Genomic DNA, 21,272 nt, shown 5'->3' with positions numbered 1-21,272 from the left:
CGATTAACGCACTTTCAATGTCGCAAGACCAATCAGAACAAGAACCATAGAAATAATCCAGAAGCGCACGATTACGCGAGGTTCTGGCCAACCTTTCAATTCGTAGTGGTGGTGAATTGGTGCCATACGGAAAATGCGCTGACCACGTAATTTGTAAGAACCTACCTGTAGGATGACTGATAGCGTTTCCATCACAAATACGCCACCCATGATCACCAACACCAACTCTTGACGAACTAGAACAGCAATGGTGCCCAATGCCCCGCCAAGCGCTAGTGAACCTACATCGCCCATGAACACTTGTGCTGGGTAAGTGTTAAACCACAAGAAACCAAGGCCTGCACCTACGATTGCTGTACATACGACAACTAACTCAGAAGCATGTGGTAAGTATGGTATATGAAGGTATTCAGAGAAGTTAACGTTACCGGTCGCCCATGCAATAACCGCGAAGCCTGCTGCAACAAGAACCGTTGGCATGATTGCCAAACCGTCTAGACCATCAGTCAGGTTGACCGCGTTACTTGTACCTACAATGACAAAGTAAGTCAGAATGATATACATCAAACCAAGCTGCGGCATGATGTCTTTAAAGAATGGCACCACTAGCTGAGTTGCTGCTGTGTCTTTACCGTAAGCATACAATGCGAAAGCGACGACAAACGCGATCAACGACTGCCAGAAGTACTTCCAACGCGCGATCAAGCCATCGGTATTTTTGCGTACCACTTTACGATAATCATCAACAAATCCGACCGCACCGTAGCCAAGTAAGACTGTCAGTACCGCCCATACGTAAGGGTTGGATAAGTCTGTCCATAGCAAAATCGTGATTGAGATGGCCGCTAAGATCATGATACCGCCCATTGTTGGGGTACCACGCTTACTAAAGTGAGATTCAGGACCTTCGTTACGCACTACCTGACCAATTTGCAGCATTTGCAAACGCTTGATCATGATTGGTCCCATCCATAATGACAGACCTAGAGCGGTTAATACGCTTAGGATTGCTCGAAAAGACAAGTATTCAAACAATCGGAAAAAAGACAGGTATGGCTGTAGCAGCTCGGCAAGCCAAATAATCATTAATAATACTCCTTCAAAGCAGCAGCGACTTCAAACATACGTGCACCGTTCGCTCCTTTCACCAATATCGTATGGTTTTCAGGAACGGCTTGGTCTAGATGCTGCTTGATGTATTCAATCATCTCTTGGTGCGTCTCAAAATGAATGCCTTGGCAAAGATCACTGATCACCTTGGCGTCTGCACCATATGTGAGAACATGTTCAAATTTTTGTGGGGCAGCATGTTCCCCGACTTGACGATGAAGTGCAAGACTTTCCTCGCCCAATTCCGCCATATTACCTAAAATCAGCCAACGTTGACCTGGGAAAGCGGCCAATAAATCAACTGCCGCTTTCATGGCTGGCACGCTCGCGTTGTAGCTGTCGTCAATCAATTTTATCTTTTCGCTCAGCGCTTCAACCTCGACGCGACCTTTCACTTTGTTCAAATGTTTAAGGCCAGCGCGAACCTCTTCTAATGTGGCGCCCATTTGTAACGCAATAATAGAAGCAGCGATCGCATTCGCAACGTTGTGTTGACCTATAATACCCAGAGACAGTTCAATTTCTTGTGAGCTTGCTGCGATATGTAAGTCAAAGCTTGCTTCACCTGCGGCGTTCAATACGATGTTAGAAGCGAAGAAGTCTGCATCAGTATTACTTTGTGAAAAAGTAATGACTTTCTTATCTGCTAACACTTCATCCCACTTGGCTTCACCATTGCTGTCTAGGTTAACAATCGCAATACCACCAGCTGAAAGGCCTTGGTAGATTTCACCTTTGGCTTGTTTCACGCCATCGATAGAACCAAAGCCTTCAAGGTGAGCGGCGGCTACATTGTTCACTAACGCGATATCTGGTTTTACTAACTGAGTCGTGTAAGCAATTTCACCTATATGATTAGCACCAAGCTCAATCACGGCATAATCATCATCCTGCTGTGAGCGCAATAATGTCAACGGAACACCAATATCATTATTGAAGTTACCCGCCGTGAATAACACTTTGCCTTTCAATTGCAGGATACTCGCAACCATTTCTTTTACGGTCGTTTTACCGCAACTTCCGGTGATGGCAACGGTAGGTGTTTTGCATGCTTGATGCACCCAAGAAGCAAACTCACCCAATGCAAGTTTGGTATCCGACACCACAATTTGCGGCACATTCACATCTAAGCGTTTTTCTACGAGTAAAGCACCGGCACCTGCATCTACCGCTTGTTGGCAAAAGTTGTGCGCATCAAAGCGCTCCCCTACTAACGCCACAAATAGAGCCCCACGATCAATCGTTCGTGTATCAGTAGAAACCGCGTCAATAAGTAGATCGTCGCCGAATCGCTCACCACGAGTGATGTCTGCAATTTGAGATAACGTTACTTTGATCATGAGGTCAATCCTAAAAGTTGCATTGCGGACTCGCGGTCGGAGTAATGAATCGTTTCGCCATTACGAATCTGATAATCTTCATGGCCCTTCCCTGCTAACAAGATAATGTCGTTTGGCGAAGCATTCTCAATGGCATAAGACAGTGCTTTGAAGCGGTCATGCTGAACAATCGCTTCAGCAGGTTTTGACAGCCCAGCTAACATGTCTTTCACAATCTGAACCGGGTCTTCGCTGCGTGGGTTATCGTCAGTCAACACCACTCTGTCGCCTAGACGCTCTGCAATTTCCGCCATCATTGGGCGCTTACCTGCATCGCGATCGCCACCGCAGCCAAAAATAGCCCACAGCTGGCCTTCACAATGAACTCGTAAAGCTTGCAGCGCTTTTTCTAAAGCATCAGGAGTATGGGCATAATCAACCACGACTTTGGCACGATCCTCAGTTTGGAATAACTCCATTCGGCCGAGTACAGGTTTCAGTTGACCTGCGGTTTCGAGTAACGCTTGTTTCTCTTTACCTAAGCTTAATAAGGTCGCAAAAGCGAGCATTAAGTTGGTTGCATTAAACTCACCAATCAATGGCGCGTGCAATTCACCTGAGCCAAATTTACCATCGAACTTAATAGTAATCCCTGACTCCGCGTAACTGACTTCCGTCGCCCAAATTGCGCTTTCAAATTCAGTGTTCGGTTTGAGCGAAACAGCGACCGCATTACTTAACTGCGACGCCCATTGATGACCTACTTCATCATCAACATTGATAATGGCACGTTCACATTGGTGTTGCGTGAACAACCCAAGCTTTGCATTGGCATACTCTTCCATCGTGCCATGGTAATCTAAGTGGTCACGACTTAAGTTAGTAAACACGCCCGCCGCAAATGATAATGCTTTGACACGACCTTGCGTCAGGCCATGGGAAGATACTTCTAGCGCGGTGTATGTGGCTTGTTGATTTGCGAGAGAGGAGAGCGTTTTCTGAATTTCAACGGCATTCCCCGTTGTATTCGCAGCTTGTTGCAAGTTATTGAGGAAGCCATTTCCTGTTGTTCCCATTACCGCCGCTTTATGGTCAAGCAGTTCTAGCCATTGCGCTATTAACTGGGTAATGGTGGTTTTGCCGTTGGTGCCGGTGACACCAATCAAATCCATATCAGGGTAAGCATAAAGCTTTCCAGCAATTGCGGATAAACGTTGGTCCAACCTATCAATGTAAATGACGGGAACATCATCAATGATTTCCACCGTACCATGTGTTTTGACATCGCAGGCTTGCGCCAGGGCTGCATTTGCACCTTGCTCAATTGCAGAGGCAATGAATTTACGCCCATCCACAACATGGCCAATCACTGCTACAAACGTGGTTCCAGGTTGAACTCTTCGGCTGTCGAGCTCCAATTCAGAAACAAGAACGGACGATAAGCTAGGGCAATCCACCCAAGGGGAAAGCAGCACGTCCATACTGATGGCTTTAGTCATATTTGTTCTCCGAGCTTTGGCTCAGGTTTTCTTAATTTTGTTTGCTCAGTAAACCACAGGGCTTACTGTTGGAATTTGTTTTCGTCAGGTGCAACATTGAGTATTTGTAGCGCGCCTTTCATGATTTCAGAGAAGACAGGAGACGCTACCGAACCACCATAGTAGTCATCGCCTTGAGGCTCGTTTACGATCACTACTAAAGCAATTCGCGGATCGCTAACCGGAGCAAGCCCAGCCGTGTAGGTGATGTACTCGTCGCTGTACCCACCGGCAGAAGCTTTACGTGATGTACCCGTTTTCGCTCCTACTCGATAACCAGGAACTGCCGCTCTGCGAGCCGAGCCCCCTTTTTGAGTTACGGTTTCCAACATGTCTAATACTTGACGCGCATACTTCGCACTCACCACTTGACGTGACATGTCATGATCATTGCTTTCAATAATATGAATAGGCTCGTATTTGCCAAGGTTTCCAAGCGTCGCATAAGCATGGGCTAGCTGGATTGGTGTAATTGATAGACCGTAACCAAACGCAATCGTGGCGCGTTCAATTGGCGACCAACGAGTTCGTGTAGGAAAAATACCCGTCACTTCCCCAACTAGGTTTAGGCCAGAAAGCTCACCAAAACCCACTGAACTGTACAGCCCAAGAAGCGCCTCTACCGGCATTTGCATTGCTAGCTTCGTCACACCGATATTACTCGACTTTTTAAGGATCGTGGTCAAGCTCGCTTTGCCTACGCGAGAGACATCTCTGACTCGACTACCACCTAAACGTAGGACACCATTACCGGTATCTACGATGGTATCTTTATCGGCTATCCCATTTTCTAAGGCGGCTAAAATAACGAAAGGCTTAATGGTCGAACCAGGCTCCATTGAGTCCGTGATCACTCGGTTACGCATTTGATAGCTTTGCCAATCGCTACGATTGTTAGGGTTGTAAGAAGGAGCATTAACCATGGCCAATACGGCGCCCGTTTTTACATCCAACATGACAACGGAACCTGAAGTGGCGCGGTGGTCCGCAACGGCTTGCTTAATCGCACGATACGCAATCGCCTGTAGGCGCTGATCGATGGTTAACTGAAGTGATTTACCTTCTTGCTTGTCTTGCCAAGCAATGTTTTCCACAACACGACCATAACGGTCTTTACGAATAGTTTTCTTACCCGCCGCGCCAGTGAGCCACTCATCGTAGCTACGCTCCACACCTTCTAGGCCATGCCCGTCAATGCCTGTTACACCGACTAAGTGAGCACTAACCTCACCTGCAGGATAATAACGACGAGATTCCGACTTAAGGCCAACACCTGGCAGCTTTAGCTCACGAATATAGTTCGCCATGGCCGGACTGACCTGGCGCTGCAAGTAGATAAAGCGGCGTTTTTCATTGCGCTTGATTTTGTCTATTAACCCTTGTCGGTCAATACCAAGAACATCCGCTAATGCATGCCAACTTTTGGTCTGGCTTAACGCGTTTTCTTTAAATATCGTGGCAGGATCTGCCCAAACCGCCTCAACCGGTACACTGACAGCAAGCGGCTCACCATTTCGATCCGAAATAATACCGCGAGCAGAAGGAATGGATTTAACACGAACCGAACGTAGGTCACCTTGTTTAATCAGGTTATCTGGCTCAATGATTTGGATGTAGGCTACGCGTGCCACCAAAAGGGCAAATGCACAAAAAACAAAAAACAGTAATAGATGGAAGCGCCAACGAATCAAGAAAGATTCTTCGACCGCCACTTTCACTGCTTTGTTATCGGTTTTCTTATCCCCCGTAGCCGCTTTCTCTTTTGCTACAGGTTTACGCTTATTGGCTTGTTTCGTGTTGGATTTTTTTCTAATCATTTGAGCGTGACAACCACTTCTTTATCGCCATCAGGTCGTTTCATTTCAAGTTCTTTTTTGGCAAGGTCTTGAACACGACTGTGTTCCGCGAGGGCAGTTTCTTCCAACATTAAGTTACGCCATTCGCTATCTAATCGTTCTCGTTCAACCAACGTATGGTCTTTCTCGGTAATCGCTTGACGCGCATGGTGGGTAGCAAATACCACTCCCATTGCCGATGCCACGATCAATAGCAACAACAGTAATGGCCAGCGACCAACAGTGAGGAGATCTGTTGCAATCAACTTAGCAAGATTAGGAGTGGATTTCGTCATAATAATTAAAGCTTTTCCGCAATTCTTAACACAGAGCTGCGCGAGCGAGGGTTCATTTCAATTTCTTGTTTGCTTGGCTTAATCGCTTTGCTCACCGCTTTCATATTCGCACTACCAAGAGCACGAATTTGCTCTTCCGTCATTGGAATACCGTGTGGCACTTCAGGCCCTTTGCTCTCTTTACGGATAAAACGTTTGACCATACGGTCTTCCAGAGAGTGGAAGCTAATCACAGATAAACGGCCTTCAGGAGCCAGAATGCTCGCCGCGCCTTTAAGTGCCGTATCAATTTCTTCTAACTCACTGTTGATGTAAATACGAAAAGCCTGGAAAGCACGAGTCGCAGGGTGTTTTTTCTCTTTAAAGCTTTTCGGTGCGGCATCTGAAATCAATTTTGCCAGCTGACCAGTGCGAACCATTGGCTCATTTTCTTCGTCTTCACGGTAGGCAACAATCGCTTTTGCAATACGGCGCGCATGTTTATCTTCCCCAAACTCGCGAATGACCCAAGTGATATCATCGAGGTCTGCTTCCATCAACCATTGAGATACTGGAACACCTGATGTCGGGTCCATACGCATATCTAGCGGACCGTCTTTCATAAAGCTAAAGCCACGCTCTGCGTCGTCTAACTGAGGAGAAGAAACGCCTAAATCCAGCAGAACACCATCCACTTTTCCAACTAGCCCATACTCTTCAGCATACTCAGCAATACCAGAAAATGGGCCATGAATAATGGTGAAGCGAGGGTCATTGATTTTGCCTGCCTCAGCGATCGCTTGAGGGTCACGGTCGATACTGTACAGTCGGCCATTTTCACCGAGTTTAGATAGAATTGTCCGGCTGTGACCGCCACGGCCAAATGTTCCATCAATATAGACGCCGTCTGGTTTGATAGCTAAGCCATCAATGGATTCATTTAATAACACGGAAATATGTTGGAAGGTTTCGGTCATAGCTTTCTCGTTGAATGATCTTGAAGCGATTCTTTAGTGTACTGATTTCCTACATCATCGCCACCACAAGTCTAAAGTTAGACGTGATTTACGCCAAGTTTATTGGTAATGACATAGTTTGCGTCAATTAAATGCAAAAAACCCATCACTACCGAAGTAGAGATGGGTCTCGAATAGGTGGAGCCGACACATAAGCCGGGTTCTGTTCCGCTTGCGCGGCGGTAGCCATTCGTCTAGGCCAGCAATCACTCACTGGCTCGAGCAACCTACCCGCCTCCTTACGCGAGCAACGCAATGTGGAGGCCTATTTGGTCTTGCTTCAGGTGGAGTTTACCCTGCTACGAACTATTGCTAGTCGTCCGGTGCGCTCTTACCGCACCCTTTCACCCTTACCTGTACCCTTACGGGCCATCGGCGGTCTTCTCTCTGCTGCACTTGTCGTAGGCTTGCGCCCCCCAGGCGTTACCTGGCACCTTGCTCTATGAAGCCCGGACTTTCCTCCCCTTTGTCAGTCTCCCGAAGGACGTCAACGTCAGTCTCCCAAAGGGACTTCGACGTCAGTCTCCCGAAGGACATCAACAAAGCAGCGACTACCCAGTCAGCTCCGAGGGCGGATTGTATAGAGTTCTCACTTCAGAGTCTAGTTAGATCACAGATATGATGAAATGAATGCACTAAGTGATGACTTTTTAGTCAACGTGCCAAAAATAGATAATAAAAAGGCCGATGCCTAAACATCAGCCCTCATTGACCATTTATCTCGCTAGCGGCACTTAGTCTAAGTTTTCTAAGCCCCATTTATATAGCGCATTCTTCTTCAAGTTATGTATTTCTGCCACCAAAGCAGCTGCTTTTTTCAAAGGCAGCTCTTTGGTCAAAATCCCTAACGTGCGTAAAGCATCTTCAGGTAGTGAGTCGTCTGTTGTTTCACGATGGCCATGTACCAACAATACCATTTCACCACGCTGTTGGTTATCGTCACTTTTCACCCATTCAATCAGCTCACCTAACGGCATGCCTTGAATGGTTTCAAAGGTTTTTGTTAGCTCTCTTGCCAACACAACTTCTCTATCTGGGCCAAGAACGTCTAACATGTCTTGTAGAGAGTCTAAAATACGGTGCGGTGACTCGTAAAAAATACACGTACGCTCTACCGAAGCAATCTCTAGGAATTTATCCTTACGACCTTTGCTTTTCGGTGGTAAAAAACCTTCGAAGCTAAAGCGATCCGATGGCAAGCCAGAGGCACTTAACGCCGTAATGACCGCACAGGCACCTGGAAGAGGCACAACTCTAACGCCCGCTTGACGACATTTTGTCACCAAATGGTATCCTGGGTCGCTGATAAGTGGCGTACCAGCGTCAGAAACTAATGCGATAGACTGACCGGAAAGCAGCTTTTCTACCAAAACTTGTGCTTTTTGCTGCTCATTGTGGTCATGTAGAGCAAAAGTTTTGGTTTGAATATTGAAGTGAGACAGTAATTTGCCCGTATGTCGAGTATCCTCAGCGGCAATGATGTCCACAGTCGACAGAATTTCGATAGCACGTTGGGTGATATCCGCTAAATTTCCGATTGGAGTCGGTACGATATAGAGAGTTGGCCCCTCATTCGGCAACTTATTTTTATCTGTCATTTGTTTACCATCACTTCAACGATTAATATAGAGACAATTTTGTACAAAATTATAGAGAACTCACGGCAATGATTAACCATAAGAGACTCAGTGTACCACGCATACTTACTCCTGTTGCACTAGCAATTACGCTCGCCGCCTGTTCTTCAGGTCCAAGACAGCCTGATGGCGTTGATGTAACACTTGAGCCTACTCAGTCTGTTCAGAACTATATGATCCAAGCTGATAGCACGGAAGGCAGTTTACAAAATGACTGGTTGATCATGGCAACCAAAGCCGCGATTCAAGCAAACCAGTTTGATCAAGCAGAAATGTTGATCAAGCGCCTGGCTCGTCAACAGTTAACCGAAGTTCAGCAAGCAGAGTGGCAACTAGCGCGTGCGACCATACAGCAAAAACAGGGTAATTACTCTCAGTTGCTGCAATTGTTGAATTTTAAACCTTGGTGGAAGTTGCCAAATGAGCAATGGAAAGACTATTACTTGATGCGTGCCGACGCTTATCAAGGTCTTAACCAAGCGTTTGAGGCAAACCGCCAACTGGTTGCATTTGGCCAATATGCATCGTCCGCGGAGCAGAGAGAGATTTCTAGCCGTATTTGGATGAACTTTGGCAGCTACTCCGAGTACGAACTGACCTCATTAGAAACAGAGCCAAATGAAGATGTTTTGGATGGTTGGCTACAACTCGCTATTTATGCGAAAACGCTGTCGGGCAACTTATCCCAACTAAAAAATACCCTAGAACGCTGGTTAAACGAGAACCCATCGCACCCAGCCGCTATCTACACACCAGAAGAGATTCAAAACATTCTCTCTCTAGACATTGTTAAACCAAACAACACCGCTTTGTTACTGCCGCTTACTGGTAAGTTCTCGCCACAAGCGCAATTAATTCGTGATGGTTTTGTGTTTGCGATGATGAATGATCGTAACCGTGATCCAAGCGCTACCCTCACGGTAATCGACACTAATGCGTATAACGCCGACCAAATTAAACAACGTTTGATCAATGAAAACATCGACTTTGTTGTTGGTCCCCTAGAAAAAGAGAACGTTGAGCTATTGCACACAACCATGGATGGCTCAGAAAATGGTCCTACGATTCCAGCCCTTGCGCTAAATATTCCCGAAGATGTCCAACCAGATAGCAATATTTGCTACTTGGCATTATCACCGGAACAAGAAGCCGCACAAGCAGCGAAACACTTGTTCAGCGAAGGCTATAACTTCCCTCTGATTCTGGCACCAAAGGGCAGCTTTGGTGAACGTGTAACTGAAGCGTTCAACAAAGAGTGGCGCAAGTACAGCTCTAATAAAGTCGCAGCAAGTTATTTTGGCGACAAGCGCCAACTTCAAAAAGACATCAATGAAGTATTTGGTCTGCAAGAAAGCAAACAACGTATTGCTCAGATGCAATCACTAATGCGTATCAAGCTTGAAACACAGCCACGTAGCCGTCGTGATGTCGATGCGGTTTATATTGTTGCTAGAAGCACGGAACTGACTTTGATCAAGCCGTTTATTGAGGTAGCGATTAACCCAGACGCCAAAGCCCCACAAATTTTCTCTAGCTCGCGTAGCAACAGTGGCGGCGCGACTTACGAAGATCTAACAGGCATCATCTACAGCGATATTCCATTACTGATTGACCCAGACCCTAGCGTGACCGCTGAAATGAACGAGCTGTGGTCAGAGCAATCTAACATGGAAAAACGTTTGAAAGCACTGGGTATGGATGCGTATAAATTGATTGGGGAGCTGCCACAAATGAAGGTCGTTCCGGGCTACTCAGTTGGCGGCCAAACCGGTATTTTAAGTATCGACAATAATTGTGTTGTACAGCGTGAGCTAAGCTGGGCTGAGCGTGGGGCTCTTTAGCAAGCGCCAAATCGGAAATCAATATGAAGCTCTGGCGAAGCAATATTTACAACGCCAGGGCTTAAACTTTATTGAACAAAATTTTCTGACTAAGGTCGGTGAGATTGATTTAATCTTCCAACAAGGTGAAACTATTGTGTTTGTTGAAGTCAAATACCGTAAGAACAATCACTTTGGCTCGGCAGCAGAAATGGTGACGCACGCTAAAATGCGCAAGCTAGTCAAAACAGCACAAGTTTGGCTTAGCCAACAAAAGCGCTTAAAACACAATATCGATTATCGATTTGATGTCATCGCCATTCATGATAATGGGCGAGATATCAACTGGATAGAAAACGCAATCTCTGAAGGATAAGCGATGCTAGACAGCATTAAAGACAGCTTTACAGAAAGTATTCAAATTCAAATCGCAGCAGCAGAGGCGCTGCCTGATGCCATTACTCATGCAGCTCAAGCGATGGTGTCGAGCCTGCTTAATGGCAATAAAATTTTATGTTGTGGTAATGGCGGCAGTGCTTCAAACGCTCAACAATTTGTTTCTTGTCTTTTAAACCGTTTTGAAACTGAGCGCCCTAGCCTACCAGCAATGGCCTTAACCGCCGATAATACCACCCTAACCGCAGTGGCCAACGATTACCACTACCAGGAAATCTTCTCAAAACAGGTACGAGCGTTTGGTCAACCAGGCGACATTTTGCTTGCCATGTCGACTAGCGGTAACAGTAAAAATATTATCAAAGCGATGGAAGCAGCCGTAACTCGAGACATGACGATTATCGCGCTCACAGGAAAAGATGGCGGAGAGATGGCAGGGCTGCTCGGTGAGAACGACGTCGAAATTCGTATTCCATCACACCGCACTGCACGTATTCACGAAGTACATATGGTAACACTCCATTGTCTTTGTGATCTTATTGACCAGGTGCTTTTCCCTGCTCACGAAGAGTAACCAAGACTGAGAGTCAGAATTATGATACGTAGCCTTGTTATCTTATTAACAGCATTGAGTTTAAGTGGTTGCGCAGGTTTGTTTATCGCAGGTGCAGCAACCACAGCGAATATTGTCACGGACACACGCACGACAAAACAAATCTGGCAGGACAATAACATCGAATTCGAAGTTGCGGCGATCGGCAATAAAGCACCGTTTAAAGGTGAAGTTCGTGTCGTTGCCAGTTCATATAATGGGACTGTAGTCCTTATGGGACAAGCTCCGACACAAGACCTTATCCTTGCTTTAGAGCGAAGGGCTCGAGAAGTTAGTGGTGTAAAAGTCATACACAATCAAATCAAACAAAAAGAGCCACTCACTGTTACCCAGATTAGCAATGACAGCTGGATCACAACCAAAGTAAAGTCAGCTTTGCTTACTGATTCTGAGCTTAATGGTGTTAAGGTTAAAGTGATCACCGAAGATGGCGACGTTTTTCTGTTTGGTTATGTCACGCCAGAGCAAGGCGATCGAGCGACAGAAATCGCGCGTAATATCTCAGGCGTAAAACAAGTCATTAAAGGGTTCCAATACGGCGAAATGGAGCCTGTTGAAGTAGACTTACCGAGTGACGGTGTACAAACAATAGAAAGTGAGGCAAGTACAGAAAGTGAAGAGAACGTCGAAGTCTTTACGATTAGTGAGTAATTTCCAAAGTCTGGCTTGAAATCATCTTCAACAAGTTAAAAAGAAAAAAGCAGCGTTACGCTGCTTTTTTATTATTTAATCACTCTTAAGCTTGGTTTGCCTTTTGGTCGAGGAGCATCGTCCGCTTCGGCATCTGAATCAGAAACTAACTCAGAAGGCTCATCACTAACCGTTGTGAACGATGGGGATGATTCTTCCTCGGTCATCGCTTCTTCTTCGATGTGAGTGTACGCTTCTTCTGGTTCAAACATAGTACCAGCACCATTCTCACGTGCATAAATAGCTTGAACAGCATACACAGGCACGATCACTGAGTGCGGACGACCGCTAAAGCGAGCATGGAAGGTAATCGCATCATTACCTAACTCAAGATTACCCACTGCACGTGGCGCAATATTCAAAATAATTTGACCATCTTGAATAAATTCAACCGGGACACGCACCCCTGGCATTGTTGCATCCACAACCAAGTGAGGAGTCAAGTCATTGTCTACTAACCAGTCGTAAAATGCGCGAAGCATATACGGGCGGCGAGCAGTCATTTTTGCAATATCCATAACGTGTTTTAAATCGCTTAGCGAACTAGGCGCATTTCACGTTCAGCTTCAGTCAAAGAAGCAAGGAACGAATCACGTTCAAATACGCGGTTCATGTATACCTTGATTTCTTTTGAACCAGGGCCAACAAGATCGATACCAAGTTGAGGCAAACGCCACAATAGTGGAGCTAGGTAACAATCGATCAAGCTGAATTCTTCGCTCATGAAGTACTCATATTCAGCAAAAATTGGCGCTAACGTCAGAAGATCATTACGCAGCTTTGTGCGTGCTTTTTCTGATTCTTCCGCATTACCTTTCATCACTTTTTCAGCGAGTGAATACCAGTTGCGTTCGATACGGTACATCATCAAGCGGCTGTTGCCACGAGCAACAGGGTAAACCGGCATTAGAGGTGGATGAGGGAAACGCTCGTCCAAGTACTCCATGATGATTTTTGAATCGTAAAGAGCTAGCTCACGGTCAACAAGAGTTGGCACTGATTTATATGGGTTTAGCTCAACAAGCTCAGCAGGAAGGTTTGCTTCGTCAACAAGCTCAACTTCAACACTTACACCTTTTTCAGCTAGTACAATGCGAACCTGATGGCTATACAAATCTGATGCACTTGAGAAAAGAGTCATCACAGAACGTTTATTGGCAGCTACAGCCATGGAGCCCTCCAGTACACTTACAAATAAAAACAATGGAGGCTAAGCCTCCATTGTACATCAATTAAAATTGGGAATTAGCACGGTATTTTAGCACAATTAATGCACATCGCGCCAATACTCTTTCTTGAGCATCACGACAACGATGGTTAGAAGCACTAAGAAGCCCATTACCCACCAGCCTAGAGCGTGACGCTCAAGCTGCACTGGGTCACCTGAATAAACTAAGAAGTTAACGAGATCGCCAACCGCTTTGTCATATTCGCCTTCACTCAGCTCACCCGTGCCATCGGTTTCAGTACCAACAACAACTTGTACTTCTTCGCCATCTACGATTTTCGTATCGTAAATAGGCGTCGGGATGCCCTGTAGCTCTTCAAGCACATGCGGCATACCAACACTCGGGAAGACGATGTTGTTCACGCCGAATGGACGAGATGGATCAACATAGAAAGAGCGTAAGTAAGTGTATAACCAATCAGCACCACGAACTCGTGCAACCAACGTAAGATCTGGTGGTGGAGCACCAAACCAGTTTGCCGCTTGCTTCGGTGGCATAGCATTGACCATTAGATCACCGATTTTCGCTTCAGGATTGAAAATCAGGTTTTCTTTCATTAAGTCTGTTGGAATTTCCAAGTCTGTTGCTACACGCTCGTAACGCTGGTATTGCGTAGAGTGACAAGCAAAACAGTAGTTCATGAACAACTTCGCGCCGTTTTGTAGCGAAGCTTTATCCGTAAGGTCAACATTCGCTTTATCCAGCGGAACATTGGCCCCAGCTGCCATCGCTAGTGATGGCAACATAGCAAATAGAATTACAATCCACTTCTTCATTTGAATGTCACCCTCTCTGGTAATGGTTTGGTTGCTTCATTTTTGCTGTAGAAGAACAGCAACACAAAGAACATGAAGTAACACAAGCTAAAGATCTGAGATAGTAGTGTGTACGTTGGTGTCGCAGGTAACGCACCTAAAATACCCAGAGCGATAAAGGCGATAGTGAACTGTACAATATTCAATAGATGAAGTTTGCTACGGTAACGGTATGAACGAACTTTACAACGATCCAACCAAGGTAGAACAAACAGCACTGCAATTGACGCGCCCATTAGGATAACACCTAATAGTTTGTCTGGAACCGCGCGTAAGATTGCGTAGAACGGCGTGAAGTACCATACCGGAGCAATATGCTCTGGTGTCTTCAGTGGGTTTGCAGCTTCAAAGTTAGGCGGCTCAAGGAAGTACCCACCCATCTCTGGGTTAAAGAACAGCACGTAACAGAAGAAGAACAAGAAACCAGCGACACCAACCAAGTCCTTAACCGTGCCGTACGGATGGAAAGGAATCGAATCAATGATGTCATATTTCTTCGTGTAGTAATCGTGGAACTTGAATTGCGTTTTGTAATCGTCGCCCATTGAGCCTTTTGGCAGCTTAGTTTCGATACCATCCGGGTTGTTTGAGCCTACTTCGTGCAGCGCCAATACGTGCAAAACAACAAGAAGAAGCAAAACGATAGGCAGGGCAATAACGTGTAGTGCGAAGAAACGGTTTAGCGTTGCACCAGAGATGATGTAGTCACCACGAATCCAAAGCGTTAGGTCATCACCGATAACAGGAATAGCACCAAACAGGGAAATGATTACCTGCGCACCCCAGTATGACATCTGACCCCATGGAAGTAGGTAACCCATGAACGCTTCAGCCATGAGAACAAGGAAGATCAACATACCGAAGATCCACAATAGTTCACGAGGTTTTTGGTATGAACCGTAGATCAAACCACGGAACATGTGAAGATACACAACAACGAAAAACGCTGACGCGCCAGTGGAATGCATGTAACGCAGAAGCCAACCGTACTCTACATCACGCATAATGTATTCGATAGACGCAAATGCACCGTCACCTGAAGGAACATAGTTCATCGTTAGCCAAATACCCGTTAGGATTTGGTTAACAAGAACCAGCATCGCCAGAGAACCGAAAAGGTACCAAAAGTTGAAGTTCTTAGGCATTGGGTATTCAGACAAATGCTTTTTATAAGCATTCATTGCAGGAATACGCTTTTCAACCCAATCTAACATTGCTTGCATTATGCATCTCCCTCATCAACACCCACAATGAGCTTGGTATCGCTCAAATACATGTGCTTAGGAACGACAAGGTTCAACGGAGCAGGTACTCCTTGGAACACTCGACCAGCCATGTCGAACTTAGAACCATGACAAGGACAGAAGAAGCCAGATCTTACGCCCTGCACCTGCTCTGAGAAAGAGTCAGGTAGATAGGTTGGTGAACAACCTAAGTGGGTACAGAAACCAACTGCGACGAAAAACTCTTCCTTAATCGAACGAAACTCATTCTGAGCGTACTCAGGCTGCTGCTCCATTTCAGATTGTGGATCGCGAAGCTTATCACCGATCGATTTTAAGTTATCCAGAACGCTTTGAGTGCGGCGAACAATCCATACAGGTTTTCCCTGCCACTCAACACGAACCAGCTGACCTGGTTCAATTTTACTTATATCCACTTCCACCGGTGCGCCCGCCGCTTTGGCTTTAGCACTCGGATTCCATGATTTGATAAAAGGCACGGCGACGGCGACTGCCCCTAACCCACCAACAACTGCCGTTGTAGCGGTTAGAAAACGCCTGCGACCGTTATTTAAAGGCGCGTTGCTCATCCAAACATTCTCCCATTTGCTCCCTTTGGATCGTTATTATTCCGCTTATAAGAGCATGGCTAACAAATAATGAATTTAGTTCTATTTATTGGAGGGAAATGATAAAGAAAACCCTACTTTTTGACAAGATAAAGCTACCTTTTTGTAACATTTGTGAGGCAAATCGCTCGCGTCGTCACAAAAGCGGCAGAATTATAAAAAATTGATGTGATTTGTAACAAGAAAGCACCACATAGAAGCCCCGCTGAAAGCGGATAAAACCTTTTATCTTGGTAGTTTTCAGTTAATTACACAGAGAAATATTTCGTATTACGCGTTCAGCTTACTGTGTTTATATTTTCAATTTTGTAGCACGCAGAATGCTCAAAAAGGAACGTAAGTCATTTTAAAACATGTTACAGGAAGAATAAGATACAAAGACATTCCTGCTGATGAATACATCTATGCTGCATCGCAAGAGAAAGCGTGGTGAGTCGCGATTAAATAAGGCACACATATAAAACGGCACTGGCAACCTTTCGACGAAGAGGACGAATAAGAAGGCCTGCTCGGAGTGTGATGATAAGTGAAGGCTGTTCGTTGCTTTAAATACAAAAAAGCCCGGCATAGAGCCGAGCTTTTGGTACACAGTTTCCAGAGTAACTCTGAAAAGCATAATTCCCGATAAGAGGAAATTAACGCTTAGAGAACTGTGGACGACGACGTGCTTTACGTAGACCAACTTTCTTACGTTCAACGCAACGAGCGTCACGAGTAACGTAGCCAGCTGCGCGTAGAGCAGGACGTAGAGACTCATCGTATTCCATAAGCGCGCGAGTGATACCGTGACGGATAGCACCAGCTTGACCAGAAATACCGCCGCCTTTAACTGTTACGTAAAGGTCTAGCTTTTCAGTTAGTTCAACTAGCTCTAGAGGTTGTTGTACAACCATACGTGCTGTTGGACGACCGAAGTATTCGTCAAGGTTACGCTTGTTTACTACAATGTTACCGCTGCCTGGTTTAATGAAAACACGTGCAGCTGAGCTTTTGCGACGGCCAGTGCCGTAGTATTGATTCTCTGCCATTTTCGAAATCCCCAATTAGATGTCTAGTACTTGTGGTTGTTGAGCAACATGGTTGTGCTCAGCGCCCGCGTAAACTTTTAGCTTACGGTACATAGCACGGCCTAGAGGACCACGTGGAAGCATGCCTTTAACTGCAAGCTCAAGAGCCATCTCAGGTTTACGATCGATCAACTTTTCAAAAGTGATAGATTTTAGACCACCTGGGAATTCAGAGTGACGGTAGTACACTTTGTTCTTAGCTTTGTTACCAGTTACAGCAACTTTCTCAGCGTTGATAACGATGATGTAATCACCAGTGTCAACGTGAGGAGTGTATTCAGCTTTATGTTTGCCACGTAGGCGAGATGCAATTTCACTTGCTAGACGGCCAAGAGTTTTACCTTCAGCGTCTACAACGTACCAGTCGCGTTTTACAGTTTCTGGTTTAGCAACGAAAGTTTTCATGCTAACAATAACCCGTTAATTAAATTTTAAACTTTAAAGGAACACCCAATAGTGCTCCCACACTGTCTAAGAGCCCAGTCATCACCCCTTCGAGTCGTTGGTACTCTCGACCTTCAATTTCGAAATAACTTCGATAATCAGGTCTGCAGTAACGGTGGGTCGCAGGATTATAGAGAAGAGCGAAGAAAAAATCACCTTTTTTTGCGCCAAATCACTAATTTTTTCTTCACTTTTTTAAGACCCCATTGGATCTAGGCCAAATGTTCACGCGCGAGATACTCATGACTTTGCATCTCAGTAAGCCGAGACAAACAGCGCTTAAATTCGAACTCTAACTGCCCGTCAGCATATAAATCGGCCATTGGCACTTCAGCAGAAATAATCAACTTAACATTGCGCTCGTAAAACTCATCGACCAGCGCGATAAAGCGTCTCGCCGCATCATCTATTTTTCGGTTCATTTGTTGAACATCTGCCAGTAATACCGTGTGGTAAATACGAGACAATTCAATGTAGTCATTTTGACTGCGAGCAGTTTGACACAACTGAGCAAACGACGCATGCAGCACCCCATCGCTTGCTTCAATCACCGCTAGTTGACGGTGGTTAACTTCGATTTGATGAGCAACAAACTGACGCTCTCCAGTCAGCTGCTGATAATATTTGTTAAGGTTTATGCTAGCCTGCTCATCAAGCGGGTAATGGTATATTTCAGCCTGTTCTAACGTTCTTAAGCGATAATCAACGCCACTATCGACATTCAACACTTCACAACGTGCCAAAATCATATCGATCGCGGGCAAAAAGCGCGCTCTTTGCAAACCGTTACGATATAAGTTCTGCGGCTCAATGTTTGAAGTCGCGACTAGGATCATCTGCCGCTTGAACATTTCTTGAAGTAGCGTTGCAAGGATCATCGCATCAGTAATGTCGGAAACAAAAAATTCATCAAAGCAAACCACATCGGCTTCTTCTTTAAATTTATCCGCCACTTTTGATAGCGGATTTTCGACATCACCTAACAGCTTCAACTCATCATGTACTCGATACATAAATCGATGGAAGTGGACGCGCATTTTTCTTTGGGTCGGTAAAGCATCAAAAAATGCGTCCATAAGGTAGGTTTTACCGCGACCTACCCCACCCCAAAAGTAAAGGCCTTTTGGTGGTTCAGGCTTGTCGATTTTTTTCCCCATTAGCTTTTGCCATTTGGAAAGCTGAGGCACAGGCGCTGACTGAAATTCAACGATAGCATGGTAAAGCTTGTCTAATGCAACGACCGCTTGATACTGAGCTTCATCACGCTGAAACCCGTGTTCTGCTATGTCTTTTTGATATTGTTGTAGTGGTGTCATCGTATTAAGTCGTATAGAGGTATAGAGAAAAGGGTTACCTCGGGGTCAACTTTGAGAATAGAGAGAAGTAGTTATCAGTCCCCGAAGACATACTGCTATTTTTCTTTATCGGCTGTTCAAGCCATAGTAACATGGACGAGCACCGCGTGTAACTAAGTAGTAAAAGACTTGTTAAAACAACTATAAGGAGCAGTTATGCCTTGGATTTATGCCATTGTGGGTTTGCTGGTCGGTACAATCGTAGGCGTAGTCATTAGTAGACTAACCACCCCTGAATACAAGAAACAAAAGTCTGTGCAGAAAGAACTTGAAGCGGCCAAGTTTGAATTAGAGCAACAACGTCAAGAGCTCGTCGATCATTTTGCACAAACCGCAGAAATGTTGGACACCCTAGGTAAAGATTACACCAAGCTATACCAACATATGGCCAAGACCTCTTCTGAGCTTTTGCCAAACTTACCAGAACAAGACAACCCGTTTGATAAGAAAACGGCAATGTCGTCTGAAACTATTGCAGAAGATCAACCAGAGTTTAACGAACAACCAAAAGACTACGCTAATGGCGCCACCGGTCTTTTGAAGGATCAAGAGAAAGAAATCATTAATGCTCCCGAAGCGGTAACCGCAAAAGCATCATAATCCTCTCTTACTTCTATCTAGGGCCGATACATTTGTATCGGCCCTTTTTTGAACTTTTTCACCTCACCTTCGCTCTAACTTGGATGTGCACTGCCTCCCCTTTTGATTGTCCGAACTAGACCCTATATTAGTTATTAACAAAGTGAACTAACCGTTCGGATATTTCTTTTTGGCAGACATGTTTCAAGAGGAGTTATTGGATGAAAAAACCACTGCTTGCGCTCACCGTTCTATCTCTGAGTTTGGGTTCGATTATTGCCCCAGTTCAAGCCACTGCCGCATTACCTTTGAATGTGGATGGCCAACAGTTACCTAGCTTGGCACCAATGCTTGAGAAGGTGACCCCAGCTGTTGTGAGTATTGCTGTAGAAGGTAAACAAGTACAAACCAGCCGCATTCCCGAGCAATTTCAATTTTTCTTTGGCCCAGACTTTCCTATGGAACAAAGGCGAGAGCGCCCGTTCAGAGGTTTAGGTTCTGGTGTCATTATTGATGCGAAGAAAGGCCATATTGTCACTAACTACCACGTGATCAAGGGCGCAGATGAGATTCGAGTTCGCCTCTTTGACGGGCGCGAGTATGACGCTACGCTCGTTGGCGGTGATGAAATGGCCGATGTTGCGTTACTTAAATTAGAGAAAGCGAAAAACTTAACGCAGATTAAAGTCGCGGATTCCGACAAACTGCGTGTCGGTGACTTTACGGTTGCGATTGGTAACCCATTTGGACTCGGTCAAACTGTGACTTCGGGTATTGTTTCAGCCCTTGGTCGTAGTGGCTTAAACGTTGAAAACTTCGAAAACTTCATCCAAACCGATGCCGCAATTAACAGCGGTAACTCTGGTGGTGCATTGGTCAACCTTAATGGTGAGCTGATCGGTATTAATACTGCGATTTTAGGCCCTAACGGCGGTAATGTGGGTATTGGCTTTGCGATTCCATCAAACATGATGAAAAACCTCACCGATCAAATTCTAGAGTTTGGTGAAGTCAAACGCGGCATGTTGGGTGTGCAAGGTGGCGAAGTAACCTCTGAGCTAGCTGATGCATTGGGTTACGAGTCGAGTAAAGGGGCCTTTATTGGTCAAGTCGTACCGGACAGCGCAGCCGATAAAGCAGGGTTAAAAGCCGGTGACGTAATTGTATCGGTGAACGGCAAAGCGATTAATACTTTCTCAGAGCTCCGCGCAAAAGTGGCAACACTGGGCGCAGGTAAAGAAATCACATTAGGTGTGGTTCGAGATGGTAAGAATAAAACCTTTGATGTAACGCTTGGCGAATCTACGAATATGAAAGCTAAAGCGGAGACATTACATGAGGGACTCAAAGGTGCGGAGTTAAGCAATACAACACCAAGTGATGTAATCCAAGGTGTTAAAGTATCGAGCGTTGCAGATAACTCTCCGGCTGCTCAATATCAATTACAACAAGGTGACATTATTATCGGTGTGAACCGTCAACGAGTGAAAAACCTTGCCGAGCTTCGTACAATCGTAGAGAAACACAAAGGTGTACTGGCTCTTAATATTCAACGTGGTGAGCGTACTATTTATCTTGTCATTCGTTAACCACTTTCAAAGTGATAGAAAATAAGGTTTCCGATGCATAGTACTGAGTGATAAGGCTCGATCACTTTTCCTTATCGCTCAATAACTAATGAA

At 45.4% G+C, this 21,272-nt stretch carries 21 protein-coding genes and 1 other RNA gene; 6 read left to right on the top strand and 16 right to left on the bottom strand.

Annotated features, from left to right (window positions below; genetic code table 11):
• Positions 1-3 precede the first annotated feature (3 nt).
• The 8 genes from mraY to rsmI all read right to left on the bottom strand — a co-directional run bounded on the left by mraY (position 4) and on the right by rsmI (position 8,691).
• Entirely contained in the window at positions 4-1,086 is a 1,083-nt protein-coding gene (gene mraY, locus R7070_RS12840) for a phospho-N-acetylmuramoyl-pentapeptide-transferase (protein WP_005372931.1), read from the bottom strand.
• Complete coding sequence (locus R7070_RS12835) at positions 1,086-2,450, bottom strand: UDP-N-acetylmuramoyl-tripeptide--D-alanyl-D-alanine ligase (RefSeq protein ID WP_005387401.1); 1,365 nt, start codon at positions 2,448-2,450, stop codon at positions 1,086-1,088. Before R7070_RS12835 ends, mraY begins: the two co-directional genes overlap by 1 nt.
• The gene (gene murE / locus R7070_RS12830; RefSeq protein WP_053304336.1) at positions 2,447-3,928 is read right to left on the bottom strand and encodes a UDP-N-acetylmuramoyl-L-alanyl-D-glutamate--2,6-diaminopimelate ligase; all 1,482 of its coding nucleotides are present in this window, start codon (positions 3,926-3,928) and stop codon (positions 2,447-2,449) included. Before murE ends, R7070_RS12835 begins: the two co-directional genes overlap by 4 nt.
• Positions 3,929-3,990: 62 nt before the next feature.
• Positions 3,991-5,784: a penicillin-binding transpeptidase domain-containing protein gene (locus R7070_RS12825; protein WP_086046525.1), complete on the bottom strand. Its 1,794-nt coding sequence runs from the start codon at positions 5,782-5,784 to the stop codon at positions 3,991-3,993.
• Entirely contained in the window at positions 5,781-6,098 is a 318-nt protein-coding gene (gene ftsL, locus R7070_RS12820) for a cell division protein FtsL (RefSeq protein WP_005372920.1), read from the bottom strand. The genes R7070_RS12825 and ftsL overlap by 4 nt, the downstream gene beginning before the upstream one ends.
• A 5-nt stretch (positions 6,099-6,103) precedes the next feature.
• Positions 6,104-7,054 carry a 16S rRNA (cytosine(1402)-N(4))-methyltransferase RsmH gene (rsmH, locus tag R7070_RS12815; protein ID WP_005372918.1) on the bottom strand — a complete coding sequence of 317 codons (951 nt, stop codon included), beginning with the start codon at positions 7,052-7,054 and terminating at the stop codon, positions 6,104-6,106.
• A 175-nt stretch (positions 7,055-7,229) separates the two neighbouring features.
• Positions 7,230-7,660, bottom strand: an RNA gene (gene rnpB / locus R7070_RS12810) — RNase P RNA component class A.
• Between the two features lie 167 nt (positions 7,661-7,827).
• Positions 7,828-8,691, bottom strand: coding sequence for a 16S rRNA (cytidine(1402)-2'-O)-methyltransferase (gene rsmI / locus R7070_RS12805; RefSeq protein WP_005372907.1), 864 nt, complete (start codon positions 8,689-8,691; stop codon positions 7,828-7,830).
• A gap of 68 nt (positions 8,692-8,759) precedes the next feature.
• On the opposite strand from rsmI, the gene R7070_RS12800 reads away from it, so the two are divergent.
• Genes R7070_RS12800 through R7070_RS12785 form a run of 4 tightly spaced genes read left to right on the top strand, consistent with a single transcriptional unit; the run spans position 8,760 to position 12,210 of the window.
• Positions 8,760-10,571 (top strand): penicillin-binding protein activator, encoded by a 1,812-nt coding sequence (locus R7070_RS12800; RefSeq protein WP_005372905.1) that lies wholly within the window; start codon positions 8,760-8,762, stop codon positions 10,569-10,571.
• Positions 10,558-10,926 (top strand): YraN family protein, encoded by a 369-nt coding sequence (locus R7070_RS12795; protein ID WP_005372903.1) that lies wholly within the window; start codon positions 10,558-10,560, stop codon positions 10,924-10,926. The genes R7070_RS12800 and R7070_RS12795 overlap by 14 nt, the downstream gene beginning before the upstream one ends.
• A gap of 3 nt (positions 10,927-10,929) precedes the next feature.
• Entirely contained in the window at positions 10,930-11,520 is a 591-nt protein-coding gene (locus tag R7070_RS12790; protein WP_005372901.1) for a phosphoheptose isomerase, read from the top strand.
• A 21-nt stretch (positions 11,521-11,541) separates the two neighbouring features.
• A complete protein-coding gene (locus tag R7070_RS12785; RefSeq protein WP_017633609.1) occupies positions 11,542-12,210 on the top strand; it encodes a BON domain-containing protein in 669 nt (222 codons plus the stop codon).
• Between the two features lie 71 nt (positions 12,211-12,281).
• Here R7070_RS12785 and sspB read toward each other — a convergent pair whose 3' ends face one another.
• The 8 genes from sspB to zapE form a co-directional block, all read right to left on the bottom strand.
• Positions 12,282-12,767: a ClpXP protease specificity-enhancing factor gene (sspB, locus tag R7070_RS12780; protein ID WP_256900290.1), complete on the bottom strand. Its 486-nt coding sequence runs from the start codon at positions 12,765-12,767 to the stop codon at positions 12,282-12,284.
• Positions 12,768-12,784: 17 nt separating this feature from the next.
• Positions 12,785-13,420 carry a stringent starvation protein SspA gene (gene sspA / locus R7070_RS12775; protein WP_005372897.1) on the bottom strand — a complete coding sequence of 212 codons (636 nt, stop codon included), beginning with the start codon at positions 13,418-13,420 and terminating at the stop codon, positions 12,785-12,787.
• A gap of 96 nt (positions 13,421-13,516) precedes the next feature.
• Positions 13,517-14,254 carry a cytochrome c1 gene (locus R7070_RS12770; RefSeq protein WP_005372881.1) on the bottom strand — a complete coding sequence of 246 codons (738 nt, stop codon included), beginning with the start codon at positions 14,252-14,254 and terminating at the stop codon, positions 13,517-13,519.
• On the bottom strand, positions 14,251-15,516 hold the full coding sequence (locus R7070_RS12765) for a cytochrome b (RefSeq protein ID WP_005372880.1): 1,266 nt from the start codon (positions 15,514-15,516) through the stop codon (positions 14,251-14,253). Before R7070_RS12765 ends, R7070_RS12770 begins: the two co-directional genes overlap by 4 nt.
• Positions 15,516-16,106, bottom strand: a complete 591-nt coding sequence (gene petA / locus R7070_RS12760; protein WP_005372877.1) for a ubiquinol-cytochrome c reductase iron-sulfur subunit — start codon at positions 16,104-16,106, stop codon at positions 15,516-15,518. The genes R7070_RS12765 and petA overlap by 1 nt, the downstream gene beginning before the upstream one ends.
• Before the next feature lie 674 nt (positions 16,107-16,780).
• Positions 16,781-17,173: a 30S ribosomal protein S9 gene (gene rpsI, locus R7070_RS12755; protein ID WP_005372876.1), complete on the bottom strand. Its 393-nt coding sequence runs from the start codon at positions 17,171-17,173 to the stop codon at positions 16,781-16,783.
• A gap of 15 nt (positions 17,174-17,188) precedes the next feature.
• On the bottom strand, positions 17,189-17,617 hold the full coding sequence (gene rplM, locus R7070_RS12750; protein ID WP_005372872.1) for a 50S ribosomal protein L13: 429 nt from the start codon (positions 17,615-17,617) through the stop codon (positions 17,189-17,191).
• A gap of 251 nt (positions 17,618-17,868) precedes the next feature.
• Positions 17,869-18,972 (bottom strand): cell division protein ZapE, encoded by a 1,104-nt coding sequence (gene zapE, locus R7070_RS12745; protein ID WP_137281704.1) that lies wholly within the window; start codon positions 18,970-18,972, stop codon positions 17,869-17,871.
• A gap of 195 nt (positions 18,973-19,167) precedes the next feature.
• Here zapE and zapG point away from each other — a divergent pair, with 195 nt between their 5' ends.
• The gene (gene zapG / locus R7070_RS12740; RefSeq protein ID WP_005379861.1) at positions 19,168-19,611 is read left to right on the top strand and encodes a Z-ring associated protein ZapG; all 444 of its coding nucleotides are present in this window, start codon (positions 19,168-19,170) and stop codon (positions 19,609-19,611) included.
• A gap of 200 nt (positions 19,612-19,811) precedes the next feature.
• Complete coding sequence (locus tag R7070_RS12735) at positions 19,812-21,179, top strand: Do family serine endopeptidase (protein WP_025768400.1); 1,368 nt, start codon at positions 19,812-19,814, stop codon at positions 21,177-21,179.
• Positions 21,180-21,272: the final 93 nt, after the last annotated feature.

It is taken from the genome of Vibrio sp. 1557, from assembly GCF_033340175.1.
Classification (GTDB): domain Bacteria; phylum Pseudomonadota; class Gammaproteobacteria; order Enterobacterales; family Vibrionaceae; genus Vibrio; species Vibrio alginolyticus.
Note: the sequence above shows the minus strand (reverse complement) of the source record. Positions and strands in the feature narration are given on the sequence as shown.

Excerpts from the sequence above, each read along its gene's own strand:
- R7070_RS12735 (WP_025768400.1), top strand. The coding sequence starts at position 19,812 with ATGAAAAAACCACTGCTTGCGCTCACCGTTCTATCTCTGAGTTTGGGT.
- rplM (WP_005372872.1), bottom strand. The coding sequence starts at position 17,617 with ATGAAAACTTTCGTTGCTAAACCAGAAACTGTAAAACGCGACTGGTAC.
- R7070_RS12785 (WP_017633609.1), top strand. The coding sequence starts at position 11,542 with ATGATACGTAGCCTTGTTATCTTATTAACAGCATTGAGTTTAAGTGGT.
- mraY (WP_005372931.1), bottom strand. The coding sequence starts at position 1,086 with ATGATTATTTGGCTTGCCGAGCTGCTACAGCCATACCTGTCTTTTTTC.
- R7070_RS12790 (WP_005372901.1), top strand. The coding sequence starts at position 10,930 with ATGCTAGACAGCATTAAAGACAGCTTTACAGAAAGTATTCAAATTCAA.
- rsmH (WP_005372918.1), bottom strand. The coding sequence starts at position 7,054 with ATGACCGAAACCTTCCAACATATTTCCGTGTTATTAAATGAATCCATT.
- R7070_RS12835 (WP_005387401.1), bottom strand. The coding sequence starts at position 2,450 with ATGATCAAAGTAACGTTATCTCAAATTGCAGACATCACTCGTGGTGAG.
- petA (WP_005372877.1), bottom strand. The coding sequence starts at position 16,106 with ATGAGCAACGCGCCTTTAAATAACGGTCGCAGGCGTTTTCTAACCGCT.
- R7070_RS12825 (WP_086046525.1), bottom strand. The coding sequence starts at position 5,784 with ATGATTAGAAAAAAATCCAACACGAAACAAGCCAATAAGCGTAAACCT.
- zapE (WP_137281704.1), bottom strand. The coding sequence starts at position 18,972 with ATGACACCACTACAACAATATCAAAAAGACATAGCAGAACACGGGTTT.
- zapG (WP_005379861.1), top strand. The coding sequence starts at position 19,168 with ATGCCTTGGATTTATGCCATTGTGGGTTTGCTGGTCGGTACAATCGTA.
- R7070_RS12800 (WP_005372905.1), top strand. The coding sequence starts at position 8,760 with ATGATTAACCATAAGAGACTCAGTGTACCACGCATACTTACTCCTGTT.
- R7070_RS12765 (WP_005372880.1), bottom strand. The coding sequence starts at position 15,516 with ATGCAAGCAATGTTAGATTGGGTTGAAAAGCGTATTCCTGCAATGAAT.
- rpsI (WP_005372876.1), bottom strand. The coding sequence starts at position 17,173 with ATGGCAGAGAATCAATACTACGGCACTGGCCGTCGCAAAAGCTCAGCT.
- R7070_RS12770 (WP_005372881.1), bottom strand. The coding sequence starts at position 14,254 with ATGAAGAAGTGGATTGTAATTCTATTTGCTATGTTGCCATCACTAGCG.
- murE (WP_053304336.1), bottom strand. The coding sequence starts at position 3,928 with ATGACTAAAGCCATCAGTATGGACGTGCTGCTTTCCCCTTGGGTGGAT.
- rsmI (WP_005372907.1), bottom strand. The coding sequence starts at position 8,691 with ATGACAGATAAAAATAAGTTGCCGAATGAGGGGCCAACTCTCTATATC.
- sspB (WP_256900290.1), bottom strand. The coding sequence starts at position 12,767 with ATGGATATTGCAAAAATGACTGCTCGCCGCCCGTATATGCTTCGCGCA.
- ftsL (WP_005372920.1), bottom strand. The coding sequence starts at position 6,098 with ATGACGAAATCCACTCCTAATCTTGCTAAGTTGATTGCAACAGATCTC.
- sspA (WP_005372897.1), bottom strand. The coding sequence starts at position 13,420 with ATGGCTGTAGCTGCCAATAAACGTTCTGTGATGACTCTTTTCTCAAGT.